Origin of the sequence: Mycolicibacterium austroafricanum (assembly GCF_902705885.1) — a bacterium.
Lineage (GTDB): Bacteria > Actinomycetota > Actinomycetes > Mycobacteriales > Mycobacteriaceae > Mycobacterium > Mycobacterium vanbaalenii_A.
This window is the reverse complement of record NZ_CACSIP010000001.1, coordinates 166,356-182,649: the sequence shown is the minus strand read 5'-3', so window position 1 is coordinate 182,649 and position 16,294 is coordinate 166,356. Positions and strand designations below refer to the sequence as shown.

Genomic DNA, 16,294 nt, shown 5'->3' with positions numbered 1-16,294 from the left:
TAAGAGCAGCGCTTAGCCAAGGGGCGGGTAGCCATCGCGGCCGACCAACGGCGGATTCTTCGCCACGGTGTTCCCCCGCCCCACCCCGCCCGAGAACGGAGCCGAGGTTGATCGAACAGCTTGCGGCGCCGGCGCGGGCCGTAGGTGGGTTCGTCGAAATGTCCTTGGACACGTTCGTCAAAACCTTCCGCCGGCCGTTCCAGTTCCGTGAGTTCCTCGACCAGACGTGGATGATCGCGCGCGTCTCGCTGATCCCGACGCTGCTGGTGGCGATCCCGTTCACCGTGCTGGTGGCCTTCACGTTGAACATCCTGCTCCGCGAGATCGGCGCCGCCGACCTGTCGGGTGCCGGCACCGCGTTCGGAACCGTCACCCAGCTCGGTCCGGTGGTGACCGTGCTGGTGGTCGCCGGCGCCGGTGCCACCGCGATCTGCGCGGACCTCGGTGCCCGCACCATCCGCGAGGAGATCGACGCGATGCGGGTGCTGGGCATCGACCCGATCCATCGCCTCGTGGTCCCGCGGGTTCTGGCCTCGACGTTCGTGGCGCTGCTGCTCAACGGTCTGGTCTGCCTGATCGGCCTGACCGGCGGTTATGTCTTCTCGGTCTTCCTACAGGGAGTGAATCCCGGATCGTTCATCAACGGCCTCACCGTGCTGACGGGGCTGCCCGAGCTGCTGCTCGCGGAGGTCAAGGCGTTGTTGTTCGGCTTGGTCGCCGGGCTGGTCGGCTGCTACCGCGGCCTGACGGTGAAGGGCGGCCCGAAAGGGGTCGGCAACGCCGTCAACGAAACGGTCGTCTACGCGTTCATCTGCCTGTTCGTGATCAACGTGATCATGACCGCCATCGGGGTCCGGGTGCTATGAGCTACGACGCCACTGTCCGCTTCCGCCGCGCGCTGCGTGTGGTGCCCAAGGCCGTCGACGTCGTCGGGGAACAGGCGCTGTTCTACGGCGAGTCGGTGCGCTTCATCCCGAACGCGCTGACCAAGTACCGCAAGGAGACGATCCGGCTGATCGCCGAGATGTCCATGGGCACCGGCGCGCTCGTGATGATCGGCGGCACGGTGGGAGTGGCCGCCTTCATGACGCTCGCGTCCGGCGGCGTCATCGCCGTGCAGGGGTACTCGTCGCTCGGCAACATCGGCATCGAGGCGCTCACCGGCTTCCTGTCGGCCTTCCTCAACGTCCGCATCGTCGCGCCGGTGATCGCCGGTATCGCGCTCGCGGCGACCATCGGCGCCGGCGCCACGGCCCAGCTGGGCGCGATGCGTGTCGCCGAGGAGATCGACGCCGTGGAGGCGATGGCGGTGCACGCCGTCTCGTATCTGGTGTCCACCCGGATCATCGCGGGGCTGATCGCGATCGTCCCGCTGTACGCGCTCTCGGTGCTTGCGGCGTTCTTCGCCGCGCGTTTCACCACGGTCTACATCAACGGCCAGTCAGCCGGGCTCTACGACCACTACTTCAACACGTTCCTGATACCGAGCGACCTGCTGTGGTCGTTCCTGCAGGCGATCGTGATGGCGGTCGCGGTGATGCTCGTGCACACCTACTACGGCTACAACGCGTCGGGCGGCCCGGTCGGGGTCGGCATCGCGGTCGGGCAGGCGGTGCGCACCTCGCTGATCGTAGTGGTGACGATCGTGCTGTTCATCTCCCTCGCCGTTTACGGCTCCTCCGGCAACTTCAACCTGTCCGGATAGGTGACTGGACATGGCCGACGGTGACGCCAAGCGCAGCCACGTGCGGATCGCTGCGGCGATTCTTGCTGCGTGTGTCCTCGCCGCCGCGGTGTTCACCTACCTGTCCTACACCGCGGCGTTCACCCCGACCGACAAGGTGACGGTGCTCTCGCCGCGCGCCGGCCTGGTGATGGAAGACAAGGCCAAGGTCAAGTACCGCGGTGTCCAGGTCGGCCAGGTCGAATCCATCGAGTACACCGGAAACGAGGCGAAGCTGACGCTCGCCATCAGAAGCGGTGAGCTCGGCTACATCCCGTCGAACGCGAGCGTGCGGATCGCCGGCACCACGATCTTCGGCGCCAAGGCCGTCGAGTTCCTGGCCCCCGAGGATCCGGACGGCAGGTCCCTGCGCCCGGGCGCCGAGGTCCAGGCCAAAGACGTTCAGCTGGAAGTCAACACGTTGTTCCAAACCCTGACCGACGTGCTCGCCAAGATCGACCCGATCAACCTCAATGCGACGCTGTCGGCTCTCGCCGAGGGCCTGCGCGGCAACGGGGACGACGCCGGTGCCATCCTGTCCGGCCTGAACTACTACCTGCAGCAGCTGAATCCGAAGTTGCCGACGCTGCAGGAGGATCTCCGGATGACCGCGCAGGTGGCCGCCATCTACGGTGACGCCGCGCCGGATCTGGTGCGAATCCTCGACAACGCACCGAGCGTCGCGCAGACCGTGATCGACGAGCAGGACAACCTGAACGCGACGCTGTTGGCCGCGACCGGCCTGGCCAACAACGGCACCGCCACGCTGGAACCGGCGGCCGACGACTACATCGCCGCGATCCAGCGGTTGCGGGCACCACTGAAGGTGGCCGGTGAGTACTCGCCGGTGATCGGTTGTGTCCTGAGGGGCACGGCGGTGGCTGTGGACCGGTTCGCCCCCATCATCGGTGGCATCCGACCGGGGCTGTTCGTGTCGTCCAGCTTCATCCCCGGTGCGCCGGCCTACACCTACCCGGAGAGCCTGCCGATCGTGAACGCCTCCGGCGGCCCCAACTGCCGTGGCCTGCCCGATGTTCCGAGCAAGCAGTTCGGCGGCTCCTGGTACCGGACACCGTTCCTGGTCACCGACAACGCCTACGTTCCCTACCAGCCGAACACCGAATTGCAGTTCGATGCGCCGTCGACACTGCAGTTCCTGTTCAACGGGGCGTACGCCGAGAGGGACGAGTGGTGATCAACCGATGAATCAGAAGCGCACCTTGGTCAACGTCTCGGTCTTCACCGTGGTCATGGTGCTGGTGGCGGCGGGACTGATCGTGGTGTTCGGCGAATTCCGGTTCGCCTCGGACAGGGGCTACCACGCCACGTTCGCCGATGCCTCACGGTTGAAGTCCGGTGAAGATGTCCGCATCGCCGGTGTACCCGTCGGCAGCGTCAAGGACGTCACTCTCAACGAGGACAACACCGTCAACGTGGCGTTCAGCGTCAGCGAGCAATACCAGCTCTACACGTCGACCCGGGCAGTGGTCCGCTACGAGAACCTGGTCGGCGACCGGTACATGGAGATCACCTCGGGCCCGGGTGATCTGGTGAAATTGCCGCCGGGGAGCACCATTCCCGAAGACAACACCGAGCCCGCCCTCGATCTCGACGCCCTGCTCGGCGGCCTGCGCCCCGTGCTCAAGGGGTTGGACGGCGAAAAGATCAACGAGGTCAGCAACGCCGTCATCGAGTTGCTTCAGGGCCAGGGGGGCGCGCTGGCGAACATGTTGTCGACCACCAGCGCGTTCACCCAGAACCTCGCGGCCCGGGACCAGCTCATCGGCGACGTGATCACCAACCTCAATACCGTGCTGGCCACCGTCGACGAGAAGGGGGCCCAGTTCGACGCCAGCGTGGATCAGTTGCAGCAGCTGCTGACCGGGCTGGCAGAGGGACGTGACCCGATCGCGGGAGCCATCGGTCCGCTGGCGTCGGCGTCTACCGATCTGACCGACATGCTCGAGCAGTCGCGGCGACCGATCCAGGGAGTCATCGAGAACGCCCGGCCGCTCGCGCAGCGTCTCGACGATCGCAAGGCTGACGTCAACAAGGTCATCGAGCCGTTGGCCGAGAACTACCTGCGGCTGAATGCACTTGGCGCGTACGGTGCGTTCTTCAACATCTACTACTGCTCGATCCGGATGAAGATCAACGGCCCCGCCGGCAGTGACATCCTGATCCCGTTCGGCGGCCCACCGGACCCGACCAAGGGGAGGTGTTCTGAGGATGGCTAGGCCCGGACCCAACGATGCGAGCAATCCGCTCCGCACAGGCATTTTCGGTATCGTGCTGGTCACCTGCCTGGTGCTGGTGTCCTTCGGCTACAGCGGGCTGCCGTTCATGCCCCAGGGCAAGACCTACGAGGCGTTCTTCACCGACGCCGGTGGCATCTCACCCGGTGACGATGTCAACGTCTCGGGGATCAACGTGGGTTCGGTCAAGGATGTCGCGCTGGCCGGAGACGCCGCCAAGGTGACGTTCACCGTGGACCGGAAGGTCCGTGTCGGTGACCAGACGATGGTGTCGATCAAGACGGACACCGTGCTGGGCCAGAAGTCCCTCGCGGTGAAGCCGCAGGGCGCCGGATCGGTGACATCGATCCCGCTGGGGCGCACCACGACTCCCTACACCCTCAATACCGCCCTGCAGGATCTCGGCCAGAACGCCAGTGAGCTGGACAAGCCGCGCTTCGAGCAGGCCATCCAGACCCTGACGGACACGTTGCAGGACGCCACCCCACACCTGCGCAGCGCACTCGACGGCGTCACCGATCTGTCCCGCAGCCTCAACAGGCGCGATGCGGCGCTCGAGCAGCTGCTGATGCACGCCAAGAGGGTTTCGGACACCTTGGCGCAACGCTCCGGGCAGGTCAACCAGTTGATCGTCGACGGCAACCTGCTGTTCGCCGCGCTGGATGAGCGCCGTCAGGCACTGAGCAACCTGATCGCCGGTATCGACGATGTCTCCCAGCAGCTCTCGGGTTTTGTCGCGGACAACCGCCGGGAGTTCGGACCCGCCCTGGAGAAACTCAACCTCGTGATGGACAACCTGCTGGAACGCCGCGAGCACATCGGTGAGGCGCTGCGCCGGCTGCCGCCGTATGCCACGGCGCTGGGAGAGGTGGTCGGCTCGGGATCGGGCTTCAACATCAACCTCTACGGCCTGCCTCCCGCCAGCCTGGCAGAGGTCCTGCTGGACACCTACTTCCAGCCGGGCAAGCTGCCCGACAGCCTCGCCGACTATCTGCGCGGATTCATCTCCGAGCGCATGATCATCAGGCCGAAGACACCATGACCTCAGCCGACACCGCCTTCGCACAGAGCCGCTGGTTCAAGGTGGCCCTGGCCGCCACCCTGGCGGTCATCCTCGCCATCGGCGCCTACCTGGTGTGGCCCTCGCGCAGCGGGACCAAGATCGTCGGCTACTTCGAGTCCGCCGTGGGGATCTACGCCGGTGACCAGGTCCGGATCGTCGGTGTCCCGGTGGGCACCATCGACTCGGTCGAACCGCGCGCCAACGACGTCAAGATCACGATGACGATGGACCGCGACGTGCAGGTGCCCGAGGACGCCCGGGCGCTGATCATCGCACCGAACCTGGTGGCCGCCAGGTTCATCCAGCTGACACCGGCGTACACCGGGGGTCCGGCGATGACCGACGGTGAGGAGATCGGCGCCGATCGCACCGCGGTGCCCGTCGAGTGGGACGAGGTCAAAGAACAGCTCACCCAACTCAGCGCGCAACTCGGCCCGCAGCAGGGGTCGGTCCAGGGGCCGCTGACGGAGTTCGTCAACCAGGCCGCCGATACCTTCGACGGCAACGGCGATTCGTTCCGTCAGGCGGTGCGCGAATTGTCGCAGACAGCAGGCAGATTGGGCGATTCCCGCACGGATCTGTTCGGCACCGTCCGCAACCTGCAGGTTCTGGTCGACGCGCTGTCCAACAGCAACGAGCAGATCGTGCAGTTCACCAACCACGTGGCGTCGGTGTCGCAGGTGCTCGCGGACAGCTCGGCCGACCTCGATAACACCCTGGGCACCCTGAATCAGGCGCTCACCGATGTCAGCGGCTTCCTCGGGGAGAACAACGAGGCGCTGATCGGTCAGATCAGCAGGCTGGCCGATTTCACCCAGATCCTCACCGACCACAGTGACGACATCGAGCAGATCCTGCACATCACGCCGAACGGGTTGTCGAACTTCTACAACATCTACAACCCAGCCCAGGGCACCGTCGGTGGTCTGCTGTCGCTGCCCAACTTCGCCAACCCGGTGCAGTTCATCTGCGGCGGCACCTTCGACGTCGGCGCCTCTCCTGACAACTACAAGCGCGCCGAGATCTGCCGTCAGCGAATGGGCCCGGTGTTCAAGCGCATCGCGATGAACTATCCGCCGGTGCTGTTCCATCCGATCAACAGCATCACCGCCTACAAGGGACAGGTTATCTACGACACCCCGGCCACCGAAGCCAAGGCTGAGACCCCGGTGCCGTATCTGCAGTGGCAGAACACCCCCGGCGTCACCCCGCCGGTGATTCCGCCCGATGCCGACCTGGCGTCACTTCTGGTTCCTGAGGCACCCGAGGCTTCCAACTCGCACAACGGCGGTCCGGAGACAGCACCAGCACCGGGAGCGGGCGGATGATACGCAGGGTCGTCACCATCTCGTCGCTGTCCGTGCTGCTCGCGGGCTGCCAGTTCGGTGGGCTGAACTCGCTGGACATGCCGGGCACCGCAGGGCACGGACCCGGGTCCTTCACCATCACGGTGCAGCTGCCGGACGTCTCGACGCTGCCCCAGAACTCACCGGTGATGGTCGACGACGTCACCGTGGGCAGCGTGTCAGGCCTCGACGCCGTGCAGCGTGCGGACGGAACGTTCTTCGCGGCGGCCGAGCTGTCGTTGGACCGGGACGTGAACCTGCCCGCCAACGCCACCGCCAGGGTGGCCCAGACCTCGCTGCTGGGTTCACAGCACGTGGAACTCGCCGAACCCCTCGACGAGGACCGGGTGGGGCGCCTCGGTGAGGGGTCGGAGATTCCGCTGGAGCGGACCGGTCGTTACCCGACGACCGAGGAGGTGCTCGCCTCGCTGGGTGTCGTGGTCAACAAGGGCAATCTGGGTGCGCTGCAGGACATCACCGAAGAGACCTACAACGCGGTGGCCGGCCGTGAGGGCACCTTCACCGACCTGATCCCGCGGCTGGCCGAGCTGACCAGTTCCCTGGACCGCCAGACCTCCGACATCATCGCCGCGGCCGAAGGACTCAACCGGTTCGCCGGCATCCTGGCGCGCAGCAAGGACAGCCTGGGCCGGACCCTGGACACCCTGCCCGCGGCGCTGGAGGTGCTCAACCGCAACCGGACGAACATCGTCGACGCCTTCGCCGCGCTGCGCAGTTTCGCCACCGTCGGTTCGCGGATACTGGAGCAGACCAAGGACGACTTCGCCGCGGACTTCAAGGATCTGTTCCCGGTCATCAAGTCGCTCAACGACAACGCCGACGAGTTCATCAAGTCGCTGGAGTTCCTGCCCACGTTCCCGTTCCACTACAAGTACCTGCGCAACGCGGTCCGTGGCGACTACCTGAACGTGTTCGTGACGTTCGACCTGACGTTGCGGCGGCTCGGTGAGACCGTCTTCACCACGTCGAAGGGTCTCGACCCGAACATGAAGCGGATGGACGAGATCATCACCCCGCCCGACTTCCTCACCGGCGCGGTGGCGAACCTGTCCGGCCAGGCGGCCGACCCGTTCGAGGTGCCGCCGGGAACGGCGACCCAGCACGAGGGGACGCCCTGATGATCGACCGGCTCACCAGGATCCAGCTGATGATCTTCGCTGTCGTGACGGTGTTGACCGTCGGCGCGATCTCGATCTTCTATCTTCGTGTGCCCGAGGCCGTCGGGGTGGGTTCCTACAAGGTGACCGCGAACTTCGTGGCCGGCGGCGGTCTCTACGAGAACGCCAACGTCACCTACCGAGGGGTGACCGTTGGCCGGGTGGAGTCGGTGGGGCTCAGCGACGACGGCGTCGTCGCGCACATGCGCCTGCAGAGCGGCACCCCGGTGCCGGAGAACGTGACCGCGACGGTAAAGAGCGTGTCCGCGATCGGTGAGCAGTACATCGATCTGGTGCCACCGGAACAACCCGCGCAGGCGTTACTGAGCAACGGCGCCGACATCGGCGTGGACCGCACCGCGATCGGTCAGGACATCTACGGGCTCCTTCAGCAGGCCGACGCATTGGTGAGCAGTGTCGGTGACAGCCGCATCCGGGACCTGCTCGACGAGACCTTCAAGGCGTTCAACGGATCCGGGCCCGAGCTCGCTCGGCTGATCCAGTCCTCCAGGCTGCTGATCGATGAGGCCAACGCGAACTACGAGCAGACCACCCAGCTCATCGATCAGGCCGGTCCGTTCCTCGAGGCCCAGATCCGCAGCGGCGACGACATCAGGTCGCTGGCCGAGGGGCTGGCCCGGTTCACCACCGAGGTCGCCAACGCCGATCCACAGCTGCGCTCGGTGCTGCAAACCGTGCCCGGTGCGACCGAGACGGCGAACACGACGTTCGAGGGCATCAGGCCGACGTTCCCGGTCCTGGCGGCCAACCTGGCCAACTTCGGCCGCATCGGCGTGATCTACAACAAGTCGCTGGAACACTCGCTCGTGGTGTTCCCGGCGTTGTTGGCCGCGCTCAACACGGTCGCCGGTGGCCTGCCCGCCGACGAGGGCGGCAAGCTGGACTTCAAGGTCGACCTCGGTGATCCACCGCCGTGTTCGGTCGGTTTCATCCCGGCGCCGCAGATCCGCTCACCCGCCGACACCACGCTGCGGGAGCTGCCCACCGACCTGTACTGCAAGGTGGCGCACAACGATCCGAGCGTGGTGCGCGGCGCCCGCAACTACCCGTGCCAGGAGTTCCCGGGCAAGCGTGCGCCGACGATCCAGCTGTGCCGCGACCCCAAGGGTTACGTCCCGATCGGCACCAACCCGTGGCGTGGCCCGCCGATTCCGTACGGCACGCCGATGGATCAGCGCGAGGACAACCACTACGAACCACCCGGGCGGAATACGTTCCCGCCCAACAAGTTCCCGTTCATCCCGCCGGAGATGGATCCGGATCCGGGGCCACCTTCGGTTCAGTTGCCGCCGGGGGTCGAGCCGGGCCCTGGGCCGGCTCCGCACGCGCCGTACCCGCTGCCGGTGCCACCCAACGAGCCCGATCAGCTGCCGCCGCCGTGGCCGTACTTCTCCCCGCCGGACCAGGTGGTGCCGCCGTACGGCCGCACCCCACCGGCACCGGCACCGGCACGCGCCCCGGCACCTTTTCCGGCGCCGGCTCCCGCGCCGCCGCCTCCGCCGCCGGCCCCGCTGCCCGCGGAGGCGCCGATGGCCTCGGGTCCTACGATGGCCAGCTACGACCAGAACGGGGAGTTCGTCGATCCCGCCGGCGGGACCGGCATCTATGCCCCCGGTACTGACAAGCTGGCGCCCGCGGAGAACTGGGTCGATCTGATGCTGTCGCCCAAACAGGCATAGTGGATGGGGCCCGCAGCAAGTCGGGCAGCCACGCTTTGACGGTGGAGTCGTTTCGCCGTCGTGAGCAACCAGCAACGTGAGCAACCAGCAACGTGCAGCAACAGGCAATGAGCAATGAGCAATGAGTAGGCATAGGAAGACGCAGTGGTAGAAGACGCACCCCACCCGACCCGGTCGCGACGCCGCGCGTCGCGTGCCGCGGGACCCGCGGCCGGCAGCGCCGACCGCGGCGCTGCCGCCCCTGTCGCCGTCGGGGGCGTGACGATCGAGGGGCCGACCCCGCCGCAGGTACGGTCGGTGCTTCCCGCAGGGCCCCCTCCGCGGCGGGCCCCCAACCGGGCGCGGGTCGCGCTGGTGGCTGTGCTGACCCTCGTCGTTCTGGTCGCAGGACTGGCGGGTGGGGTCGCGTGGATGTTGTTCGACCAGCGGGAGGCGCAGGCCGAACAGGCGCGGTCCCAACGCTTCGTCGACACTGCCTCCCAGCTGGTTACCAACATGTTCAGCTATACGCAGGACAACATCGACGACAGCGTGAACAGGTTCGTCGACAGCACCAGCGGCCCGCTCCGCGACATGCTCAGCCAGGGCAACAACGTCGAGAACCTCAAGGCGATGTTCCGCGACACCAACGCCAGTTCTGAAACCGTGATCAACGGCGCCGCACTGGAGAAGGTCGACGACATCGCCAACAACGCCGCGGTGCTGGTGTCGGTGCGAGTCACCGTCACCGATATGGAAGGCAACAACAGGCCGTCACAGCCCTACCGGCTGCGGGTGATCGTGCACGAGGACGACAACGGTCACATGACCGGCTACGACCTCAAGTACCCGGACGGTGGCAACTGATGCGGGCCGCTCGGGTCTGGGGCGCGCTGGCGCTGGTGCTCGCCGCGGCCGTGGTGGGCTTGTCCGCGTTCGGCGGCTCGGTCTACTGGAACGGTGTGCAACTGCACGGGCAGCAGGCCGCCCGAGAAGAGCTCGCGCCGTTGGCCGCAGAACAGATCCCGCAGGTGTTCGGGTACGACTATCAGACCGTCGAGCGCAGCCTCAATGAGGTCTACCCGCTGCTCACCCCCGATTACCGCCGGGAGTTCCAGGACCGCGCGACCGAGGACATCATCCCGCAGGCGCGGGATCGTCAGCTCGTCAGCCAGGCCAACGTCGTCGGCGTCGGAGTTCTCGACGCCCAGCGGGAGTCCGCGTCGGTGATGGTCTACATGAACCGCACGGTGACCGACAAGGAGCGCCAACCGATCTACGACGGCAGCCGGCTACGTGTCGACTACCAGAAGATCAACGGCAAGTGGCTGATCAACTACATCACTCCGATTTAGGCTCGGTTCCGGCCAGGGCCTCCAGGAACGATCGTGCCCAGCGGTCGACATCGTGGGCCAGGACCTGCCGGCGCAGCGCCCGCATGCGGCGTCGGCCCTCCTCGGGCGTCTGGTTGAGGGCCGCCTCGATCGAGTCCTTGATGCCCTGCGGGTGATGCGGGTTGGTCAGGTAGGCCTGGCGCAATTCGGCTGCGGCGCCGGTGAACTCGCTGAGCACCAGGGCGCCGCCCAGGTCGCTGCGGCACGCGACGTACTCCTTGGCCACCAGGTTCATGCCGTCGCGCAACGGTGTGACGAGCATGACGTCGGCGGCGACGAAGAACGCGAGCAGGTCCTCGCGCGGAACGGGCCGGTGCAGGTAGTGCAGGACCGGGTGGCCCACCTCGCCGTACTCGCCGTTGATGTGCCCGACCTGGCGTTCGATGTCCTCGCGCATCATCTTGTAGCTCTCCACCCGCTCCCGGCTCGGCGTGGCGAGCTGGACCAGCACGGTGTCCTCGCGGTTGACCCGGCCCTCCTCGAGGAGTTCGGAGAACGCCTGCAGCCTGACGTCGATGCCCTTGGTGTAGTCCAGTCGGTCGACGCCGAGCAGAATCTTGCGCGGGTTGCCCAACTCGGCGCGGATCTCCCGGGCGCGCCGCCGGATCGCCTTGCTGCGGGCCTTCTGGTCGAGGTCGGTGGAGTCGATGGAGATCGGGAAGGCACCGACCTTGACGGTGCGGAAACCGACGTTCACCTCGCCGAAGCGGGACCGTACCCCGACGGATGCGCGTGAGGTGTTCGCGCCGGCGAGCCGGCGCGCCAAGATCATGAAGTTCTGCGCGCCGCCGGGCAGATGGAACCCGACCAGGTCGGCGCCGAGCAGGCCGTCGACGATCTCCGAACGCCACGGCATCTGCATGAACAGCTCAACCGGGGGAAACGGAATGTGCAGGAAGAACCCGATGGTCAGGTCGGGGCGCAGCATCCGCAGCATCTTCGGGACCAGCTGCAGCTGGTAGTCCTGAATCCACACGGTGGCGCCCTCGGCGGCCGTTCGGGCGGTGGCCTCGGCGAAGCGCCTGTTGACCTCGACGTAGCGCTCCCACCATTGCCGGCGGTAGATCGGCTTGACGATCACATCGTGGTAGAGCGGCCACAGCGTGCCGTTGGAGAAGCCCTCGTAATAGTCTGCGACGTCATCGGTGCTCAGGCGCACCGGGACCAGGGTCAGATCGTCCTGCTCGATCGGCTGGTCGTCGGATTCGCCGGGCTCCTGGGGGACGCCGGGCCAGCCGATCCACGCGCCGCGTCGCCGCCGCAGCAGTGGTTCCAGCGCGGTCACCAGGCCACCGGGACTCTGTTTCCACTCCGTGGTGCCGTCGGGCAGCTGCACCATGTCGATCGGCAGCCTGTTGGCCACCACGACGAAGTCCGCCGACGCCGACGCCGGAGGCGGAGCAGGGCCTGAAGACGCCGACGCCGACGCCGGAGGCGGAGCAGAGCCTGAAGCCCCGGAGCGGGCCTCGGGGCCGCTCTCGGGACTCATTACGCGTCGGCGAGCTTCGCAGGTCCGATGCCGAGCATCGACAGGAAAGTCCGGCATTCGTCGGCGTCGGTCGCGTAGGCGGCGACGACGCGGCGGGCCTGCCGTTCGGTACTGTCGGCAATCGGTTCGACGTCGCCGAGCTCGGCGGGATCAGATTTTGCAGGCATGCGTCAACTCTAGCCAACTGTCGACGCGATACCGACCACTCGGCCACTTGTCCGCACGTCAACCGTAGTGTGCTTGATGTGGCGAACCCCGAACAGGTGACATACGAAACCCTCGATGAGGGACGCATCGCACGAATCTGGCTGAACCGTCCCGACGCCCAGAACGCGCAGTCGCGGACCCTGCTGGTGCAGCTGGACGAGGCGTTCGGGCGCGCAGAGGCCGACGACGACGTGCGGGTGGTGATCCTGGCCGCGCGCGGCAAGAACTTCTCGGCCGGCCACGATCTGGGTTCGGAGGAGGCGCTGGCCGAGCGCGCACCCGGTCCCGACCAGCATCCGACCTTCCAGTTCAACGGGGCCACCCGGGCAGCGGTTGCCGAACGGACCTATCTGCAGGAGTGGCACTACTTCTTCGACAACACCCGCCGCTGGCGGGACCTGCGCAAGATCACCATCGCCCAGGTGCAGGGCAACGCGATCTCCGCGGGACTGATGCTCATCTGGTCCTGTGACCTGATCGTCGCGGCCGACGACGCCAAGTTCAGCGACGTGGTCGGGGTGCGGATGGGGATGCCGGGCGTCGAGTACTACGCCCACCCGTGGGAGTTCGGCGCCCGCAAGGCCAAGGAGCTGCTGCTGACCGGCGACGCGATCGACGCCGACGAGGCGCATCGGCTGGGGATGGTGTCGAAGGTCTTCCCCCGTGCCGAGTTGGAGGACAAGACCCTCGAGTTCGCCCGCCGAATCGCCGAGCGGCCGACGATGGCGGCACTGCTGATCAAGGACTCGGTGAATGCGGCCAGCGATGCGATGGGCTTCACCGAGGCGCTGCGACACGCCTTCCACATCCATGAGCTCGGGCACGCCCACTGGGCCGCGCACAACGAGAACCGGTATCCGGTCGGGCTCCCGCCCAACGTGCCGGACTGGCGCACGTTGGGGGCGCCGAAGCTGGCCCGCCGCGATGAACCGTGACGTATAACTAGAACCTGTTCTTGTTAGACAGGCTTCCAGTCGGAGGGATCCCCCATGCTGCTCTCGTTGAAGGATCGAACGTTCCTGGTCACCGGCGGTGGCAGCGGGATCGGCAGGGCGGCGGCAGCCGCGGTCGTCGCCTCCGGCGGCAACGCCATGCTGGCGGGCCGCAATGTCGACAAGCTGGCGGCGGCCGCCACGGAGATCGAAGCGATCGCGGCGCACGGCGGGCAGGTGCGCTACGAACCCGCCGACGTGACCGACGAGGACCAGGCGGCCCGGGTGGTGGCGGCGACGACCGCCTGGAACGGCCGACTCGACGGTGTCGTGCACAGCGCCGGTGGTTCCGAGACGATCGGTCCGCTGACCCAGATCGATTCCGCGGCATGGCGTAACACCGTCGACCTCAACGTCAACGGCACCATGTACGTGCTCAAGCACGCCGCCCGCGAGATGGTCCGCGGGGGCGGGGGCTCGTTCGTCGGCATCTCGTCGATCGCGTCGAGCAACACCCACCGGTGGTTCGGTGCCTACGGACCGAGCAAGGCGGCGCTGGACCACCTGATGATGGTGGCGGCCGACGAACTCGGCGCCTCGTCGGTGCGGGTCAACGGCATCCGGCCCGGTCTCACGCGCACCGACATGGTCGCCCCCATCATGGAATCCCCGGCGGTCAGTGAGGACTACCGCGCCTGCACACCGCTGCCCAGAGTCGGTGAGGCCGAGGATGTGGCCAACCTGGCGGTGTTCCTGCTCAGCGACGCGGCCGGGTTCATCACCGGCCAGGTGATCAATGTCGACGGCGGACACGGCCTGCGGCGAGGGCCGGACCTGTCGGGAATGCTCGAGCCGATCTTCGGGGCAGACGGGCTGCGCGGCGTCGTCTGACGTCTCTCCGCCGGAACGGTATTCCACGCGGGCTTGTTGCGTGATTTCGCGCGCTGTGTGCAGCCTCGGCGCGAACTCACATCGTCTCTGCCGCGCGTTTCACCGCGTTGACGATGCCCTGGTAACCGGTACACCGGCAGAAGTTTCCGGACAGGCCCTCGCGGATCTCGTCGTCGGTGGGTGTCGGGTTGTCGCGCAGCAGCGCGGTGATGCTGGTGACGAAGCCCGGTGTGCAGAAGCCGCATTGCAGCCCGTGACACTCGCGCATGGCGGCCTGCACCGGGGAGAGCTCGCCGTCGTCGCCGGCCACACCCTCGACCGTCGTCACCTCCTGCCCGTCGGCTTGAACCGCGAAGATCAGACAGGACCGCACCGCCTGGCCGTCGAGCAGCACCGTGCAGGCTCCGCAGGCGCCGTGTTCGCAACCCAGATGGGTGCCTGTCAGTCCGCACTTCTCGCGCAGGAAGTCGGCGAGGGTCAGGCGTGGCTCGACGGTGCCGCCGTGAGGGCGCCCGTTCACCGACAGCTCGACCGGCAGTTCATGCATTGAGGGCCTCCGTCGTTTCCAGAGCCGCAGCGGTTGCCTCGGTCCATGCGCGCGCCACCATCGCAGCGCCGACGCGGGTGCGATAGGACGCCGTGCCCTGCTGGTCGGCGGGAACATCCTCCAACCCCGACATGGCAAGCCGTCCGAGTTCCGCGGCGGTGATCTCGGTGACGGCGCGGCCGATGACGGCCTCCTCGGCCGAAGCGCCCCGCTCCGGCCTGGAGCCCAGGCCGAGAAGCCCGATCCCGCAACGGGTCACCGTGTCCCGGTCGTCGAGCTCGACGGCCACCGTTGCACCCGCAATCGCGAAATCACCGTGCCGCCGCGCGAACTCCTGCACCGAGAAGCCGCAGCGGCCCGACCACACCGGGAAGGCGACGGCGGTCAGGATCTCATCGGAGGCCAACGACGTCTCCCAGAGTCCGGTGAAGAACTCCGCCGCCGGGATCTGCCGGCTCCCGCGAGGCGAGAGCGCCTCCATTGTCGCGTCCAGGGTCACCGCCACCGCGGCGTACTCCGCAGCGGGGTCGGCGTGTGCAATGGCGCCACCAAGGGTGCCGCGGGTGCGGATCTGGAAATGCCCGATGTGCGGGGTGGACAGCGTGAGCAGCGGAACCGACTCGGCGACTTCGTCATCCATGCCCACCAGCGCGTGCGGAGTGCCCGCGCCCACCCATACGGCGCCGTCACGCAGCTCGACGTTGCGCAGCTCTTCCACCCGGGAGATGTCGACGAGGTTCTCGAAGTGCGTCAGTCGCATCGCGAGCATCGGCACCAAACTCTGGCCCCCGGCGAGGATCTTGGCGTCGTCGCCGTGCTCGGCGAGCAGCCCGACCGCGTCGGCGACGTTGTCGGGACGGTGATAGGCGAACGGTGCGGCTTTCATGAGTGAGCTTTCACGACAACAGCCGCGCGAGTGCGGCTTGCAGGTCGTCGGCGAGTACGGCGGCCGGGCCGCGGCGCCTGCGGCGGCCCACCAGGAAGCCGACCGCCCCTGCTGCGGCGGCGGCGAGCAGCACCGGGGCGAACCGTTTGGCCATCGGTACCGCGACCACCTTGAGCAGGTCGACGGAGTCGCCGGCATCCGGCACCGCGCTGACCGCTGCCGGCGCGGCGGCCGACGTCGGAGCAGCCGAGGGTGCCGTGCCGCCGAGCAGTTCGGCTTCCAGGCTGCGGGCGAACTGCGCGATCAGATTGCCCGACACGTCGGCGAGCACCCCACGACCGAACTGTGCGGCCTTCCCGGAGATCGCGAGGTCGGTGACGATGTCCACATGCGTCGAGTCGCCGTCGTCCTTGAGTTGGGCGGTGACGGTGGCCGCGGCGGTGCCGTTGCCGCGGGTCTCCTTGCCCTCGGCCCGCAGCACGATCCGCTGCGCGGCGGTGTCCTTCTCCTGATAGGTGGCAACGCCCTTGTAGGACACCGTGATCGGGCCGACCTTGACCTTGACCGCGCCGTTGAACTCGTCGCCGTTGACCGACAGCAGCGTGGCACCGGGCAGGCACGGCGTCACCCGTTCGACATCGGTGAACACCTCCCAGACCTTCGCGGCGGGGACCGCCACCCGGAATTCGTTGTGCAGTTCCACC

17 protein-coding genes are annotated in these 16,294 nt (G+C 67.3%); 12 read left to right on the top strand and 5 right to left on the bottom strand.

Going from position 1 to position 16,294, the window contains the following annotated elements:
- The first annotated feature begins 107 nt into the window (after window positions 1–107).
- The 10 genes from BEMPMBAN_RS00960 (at window position 108) to BEMPMBAN_RS00915 (ending at window position 10,599) form a co-directional block, all read left to right on the top strand.
- Window positions 108–866, top strand: coding sequence for an MlaE family ABC transporter permease (locus tag BEMPMBAN_RS00960; protein WP_159228556.1), 759 nt, complete (start codon window positions 108–110; stop codon window positions 864–866).
- Window positions 863–1,705 carry an ABC transporter permease gene (locus tag BEMPMBAN_RS00955; RefSeq protein ID WP_159228555.1) on the top strand — a complete coding sequence of 281 codons (843 nt, stop codon included), beginning with the start codon at window positions 863–865 and terminating at the stop codon, window positions 1,703–1,705. Before BEMPMBAN_RS00960 ends, BEMPMBAN_RS00955 begins: the two co-directional genes overlap by 4 nt.
- A gap of 10 nt (window positions 1,706–1,715) precedes the next feature.
- On the top strand, window positions 1,716–2,918 hold the full coding sequence (locus BEMPMBAN_RS00950; protein ID WP_159228554.1) for an MCE family protein: 1,203 nt from the start codon (window positions 1,716–1,718) through the stop codon (window positions 2,916–2,918).
- 7 nt (window positions 2,919–2,925) lie between these two features.
- Window positions 2,926–3,960, top strand: a complete 1,035-nt coding sequence (locus tag BEMPMBAN_RS00945; protein WP_159228553.1) for an MCE family protein — start codon at window positions 2,926–2,928, stop codon at window positions 3,958–3,960.
- Complete coding sequence (locus tag BEMPMBAN_RS00940; protein ID WP_159228552.1) at window positions 3,953–5,020, top strand: MCE family protein; 1,068 nt, start codon at window positions 3,953–3,955, stop codon at window positions 5,018–5,020. The genes BEMPMBAN_RS00945 and BEMPMBAN_RS00940 overlap by 8 nt, the downstream gene beginning before the upstream one ends.
- Complete coding sequence (locus tag BEMPMBAN_RS00935) at window positions 5,017–6,369, top strand: MCE family protein (protein WP_159228551.1); 1,353 nt, start codon at window positions 5,017–5,019, stop codon at window positions 6,367–6,369. Before BEMPMBAN_RS00940 ends, BEMPMBAN_RS00935 begins: the two co-directional genes overlap by 4 nt.
- Complete coding sequence (locus BEMPMBAN_RS00930; protein WP_159228550.1) at window positions 6,366–7,526, top strand: MCE family protein; 1,161 nt, start codon at window positions 6,366–6,368, stop codon at window positions 7,524–7,526. The genes BEMPMBAN_RS00935 and BEMPMBAN_RS00930 overlap by 4 nt, the downstream gene beginning before the upstream one ends.
- Window positions 7,526–9,265: an MCE family protein gene (locus tag BEMPMBAN_RS00925; RefSeq protein WP_159228549.1), complete on the top strand. Its 1,740-nt coding sequence runs from the start codon at window positions 7,526–7,528 to the stop codon at window positions 9,263–9,265. Before BEMPMBAN_RS00930 ends, BEMPMBAN_RS00925 begins: the two co-directional genes overlap by 1 nt.
- Window positions 9,266–9,409: 144 nt before the next feature.
- On the top strand, window positions 9,410–10,111 hold the full coding sequence (locus BEMPMBAN_RS00920; protein WP_159228548.1) for an Rv1363c family protein: 702 nt from the start codon (window positions 9,410–9,412) through the stop codon (window positions 10,109–10,111).
- Entirely contained in the window at window positions 10,111–10,599 is a 489-nt protein-coding gene (locus BEMPMBAN_RS00915; protein WP_159228547.1) for a mammalian cell entry protein, read from the top strand. Before BEMPMBAN_RS00920 ends, BEMPMBAN_RS00915 begins: the two co-directional genes overlap by 1 nt.
- On the opposite strand, the gene BEMPMBAN_RS00910 is transcribed toward BEMPMBAN_RS00915, so the two are convergent.
- The gene (locus tag BEMPMBAN_RS00910; RefSeq protein ID WP_159228546.1) at window positions 10,586–12,127 is read right to left on the bottom strand and encodes an alpha,alpha-trehalose-phosphate synthase (UDP-forming); all 1,542 of its coding nucleotides are present in this window, start codon (window positions 12,125–12,127) and stop codon (window positions 10,586–10,588) included. The genes BEMPMBAN_RS00915 and BEMPMBAN_RS00910 overlap by 14 nt on opposite strands.
- Entirely contained in the window at window positions 12,127–12,294 is a 168-nt protein-coding gene (locus tag BEMPMBAN_RS00905; RefSeq protein WP_200845822.1) for a hypothetical protein, read from the bottom strand. The genes BEMPMBAN_RS00910 and BEMPMBAN_RS00905 overlap by 1 nt, the downstream gene beginning before the upstream one ends.
- 78 nt (window positions 12,295–12,372) lie before the next feature.
- Between BEMPMBAN_RS00905 and BEMPMBAN_RS00900 the strand changes: the two genes are divergently transcribed.
- On the top strand, window positions 12,373–13,269 hold the full coding sequence (locus BEMPMBAN_RS00900) for an enoyl-CoA hydratase (RefSeq protein WP_200845821.1): 897 nt from the start codon (window positions 12,373–12,375) through the stop codon (window positions 13,267–13,269).
- Between the two features lie 54 nt (window positions 13,270–13,323).
- Window positions 13,324–14,157, top strand: a complete 834-nt coding sequence (locus tag BEMPMBAN_RS00895) for an SDR family oxidoreductase (RefSeq protein WP_159228544.1) — start codon at window positions 13,324–13,326, stop codon at window positions 14,155–14,157.
- A gap of 76 nt (window positions 14,158–14,233) precedes the next feature.
- Here BEMPMBAN_RS00895 and BEMPMBAN_RS00890 read toward each other — a convergent pair whose 3' ends face one another.
- From BEMPMBAN_RS00890 to BEMPMBAN_RS00880, 3 genes are read right to left on the bottom strand one after another with little or no spacing between them, the layout of a single operon-like run.
- Window positions 14,234–14,704, bottom strand: coding sequence for a (2Fe-2S)-binding protein (locus BEMPMBAN_RS00890; RefSeq protein ID WP_159228543.1), 471 nt, complete (start codon window positions 14,702–14,704; stop codon window positions 14,234–14,236).
- A complete protein-coding gene (locus tag BEMPMBAN_RS00885) occupies window positions 14,697–15,590 on the bottom strand; it encodes an FAD binding domain-containing protein (protein ID WP_159228542.1) in 894 nt (297 codons plus the stop codon). Before BEMPMBAN_RS00885 ends, BEMPMBAN_RS00890 begins: the two co-directional genes overlap by 8 nt.
- A 10-nt stretch (window positions 15,591–15,600) precedes the next feature.
- On the bottom strand, window positions 15,601–16,293 hold the full coding sequence (locus BEMPMBAN_RS00880) for an SRPBCC family protein (RefSeq protein WP_159228541.1): 693 nt from the start codon (window positions 16,291–16,293) through the stop codon (window positions 15,601–15,603).
- Window position 16,294: the final 1 nt, after the last annotated feature.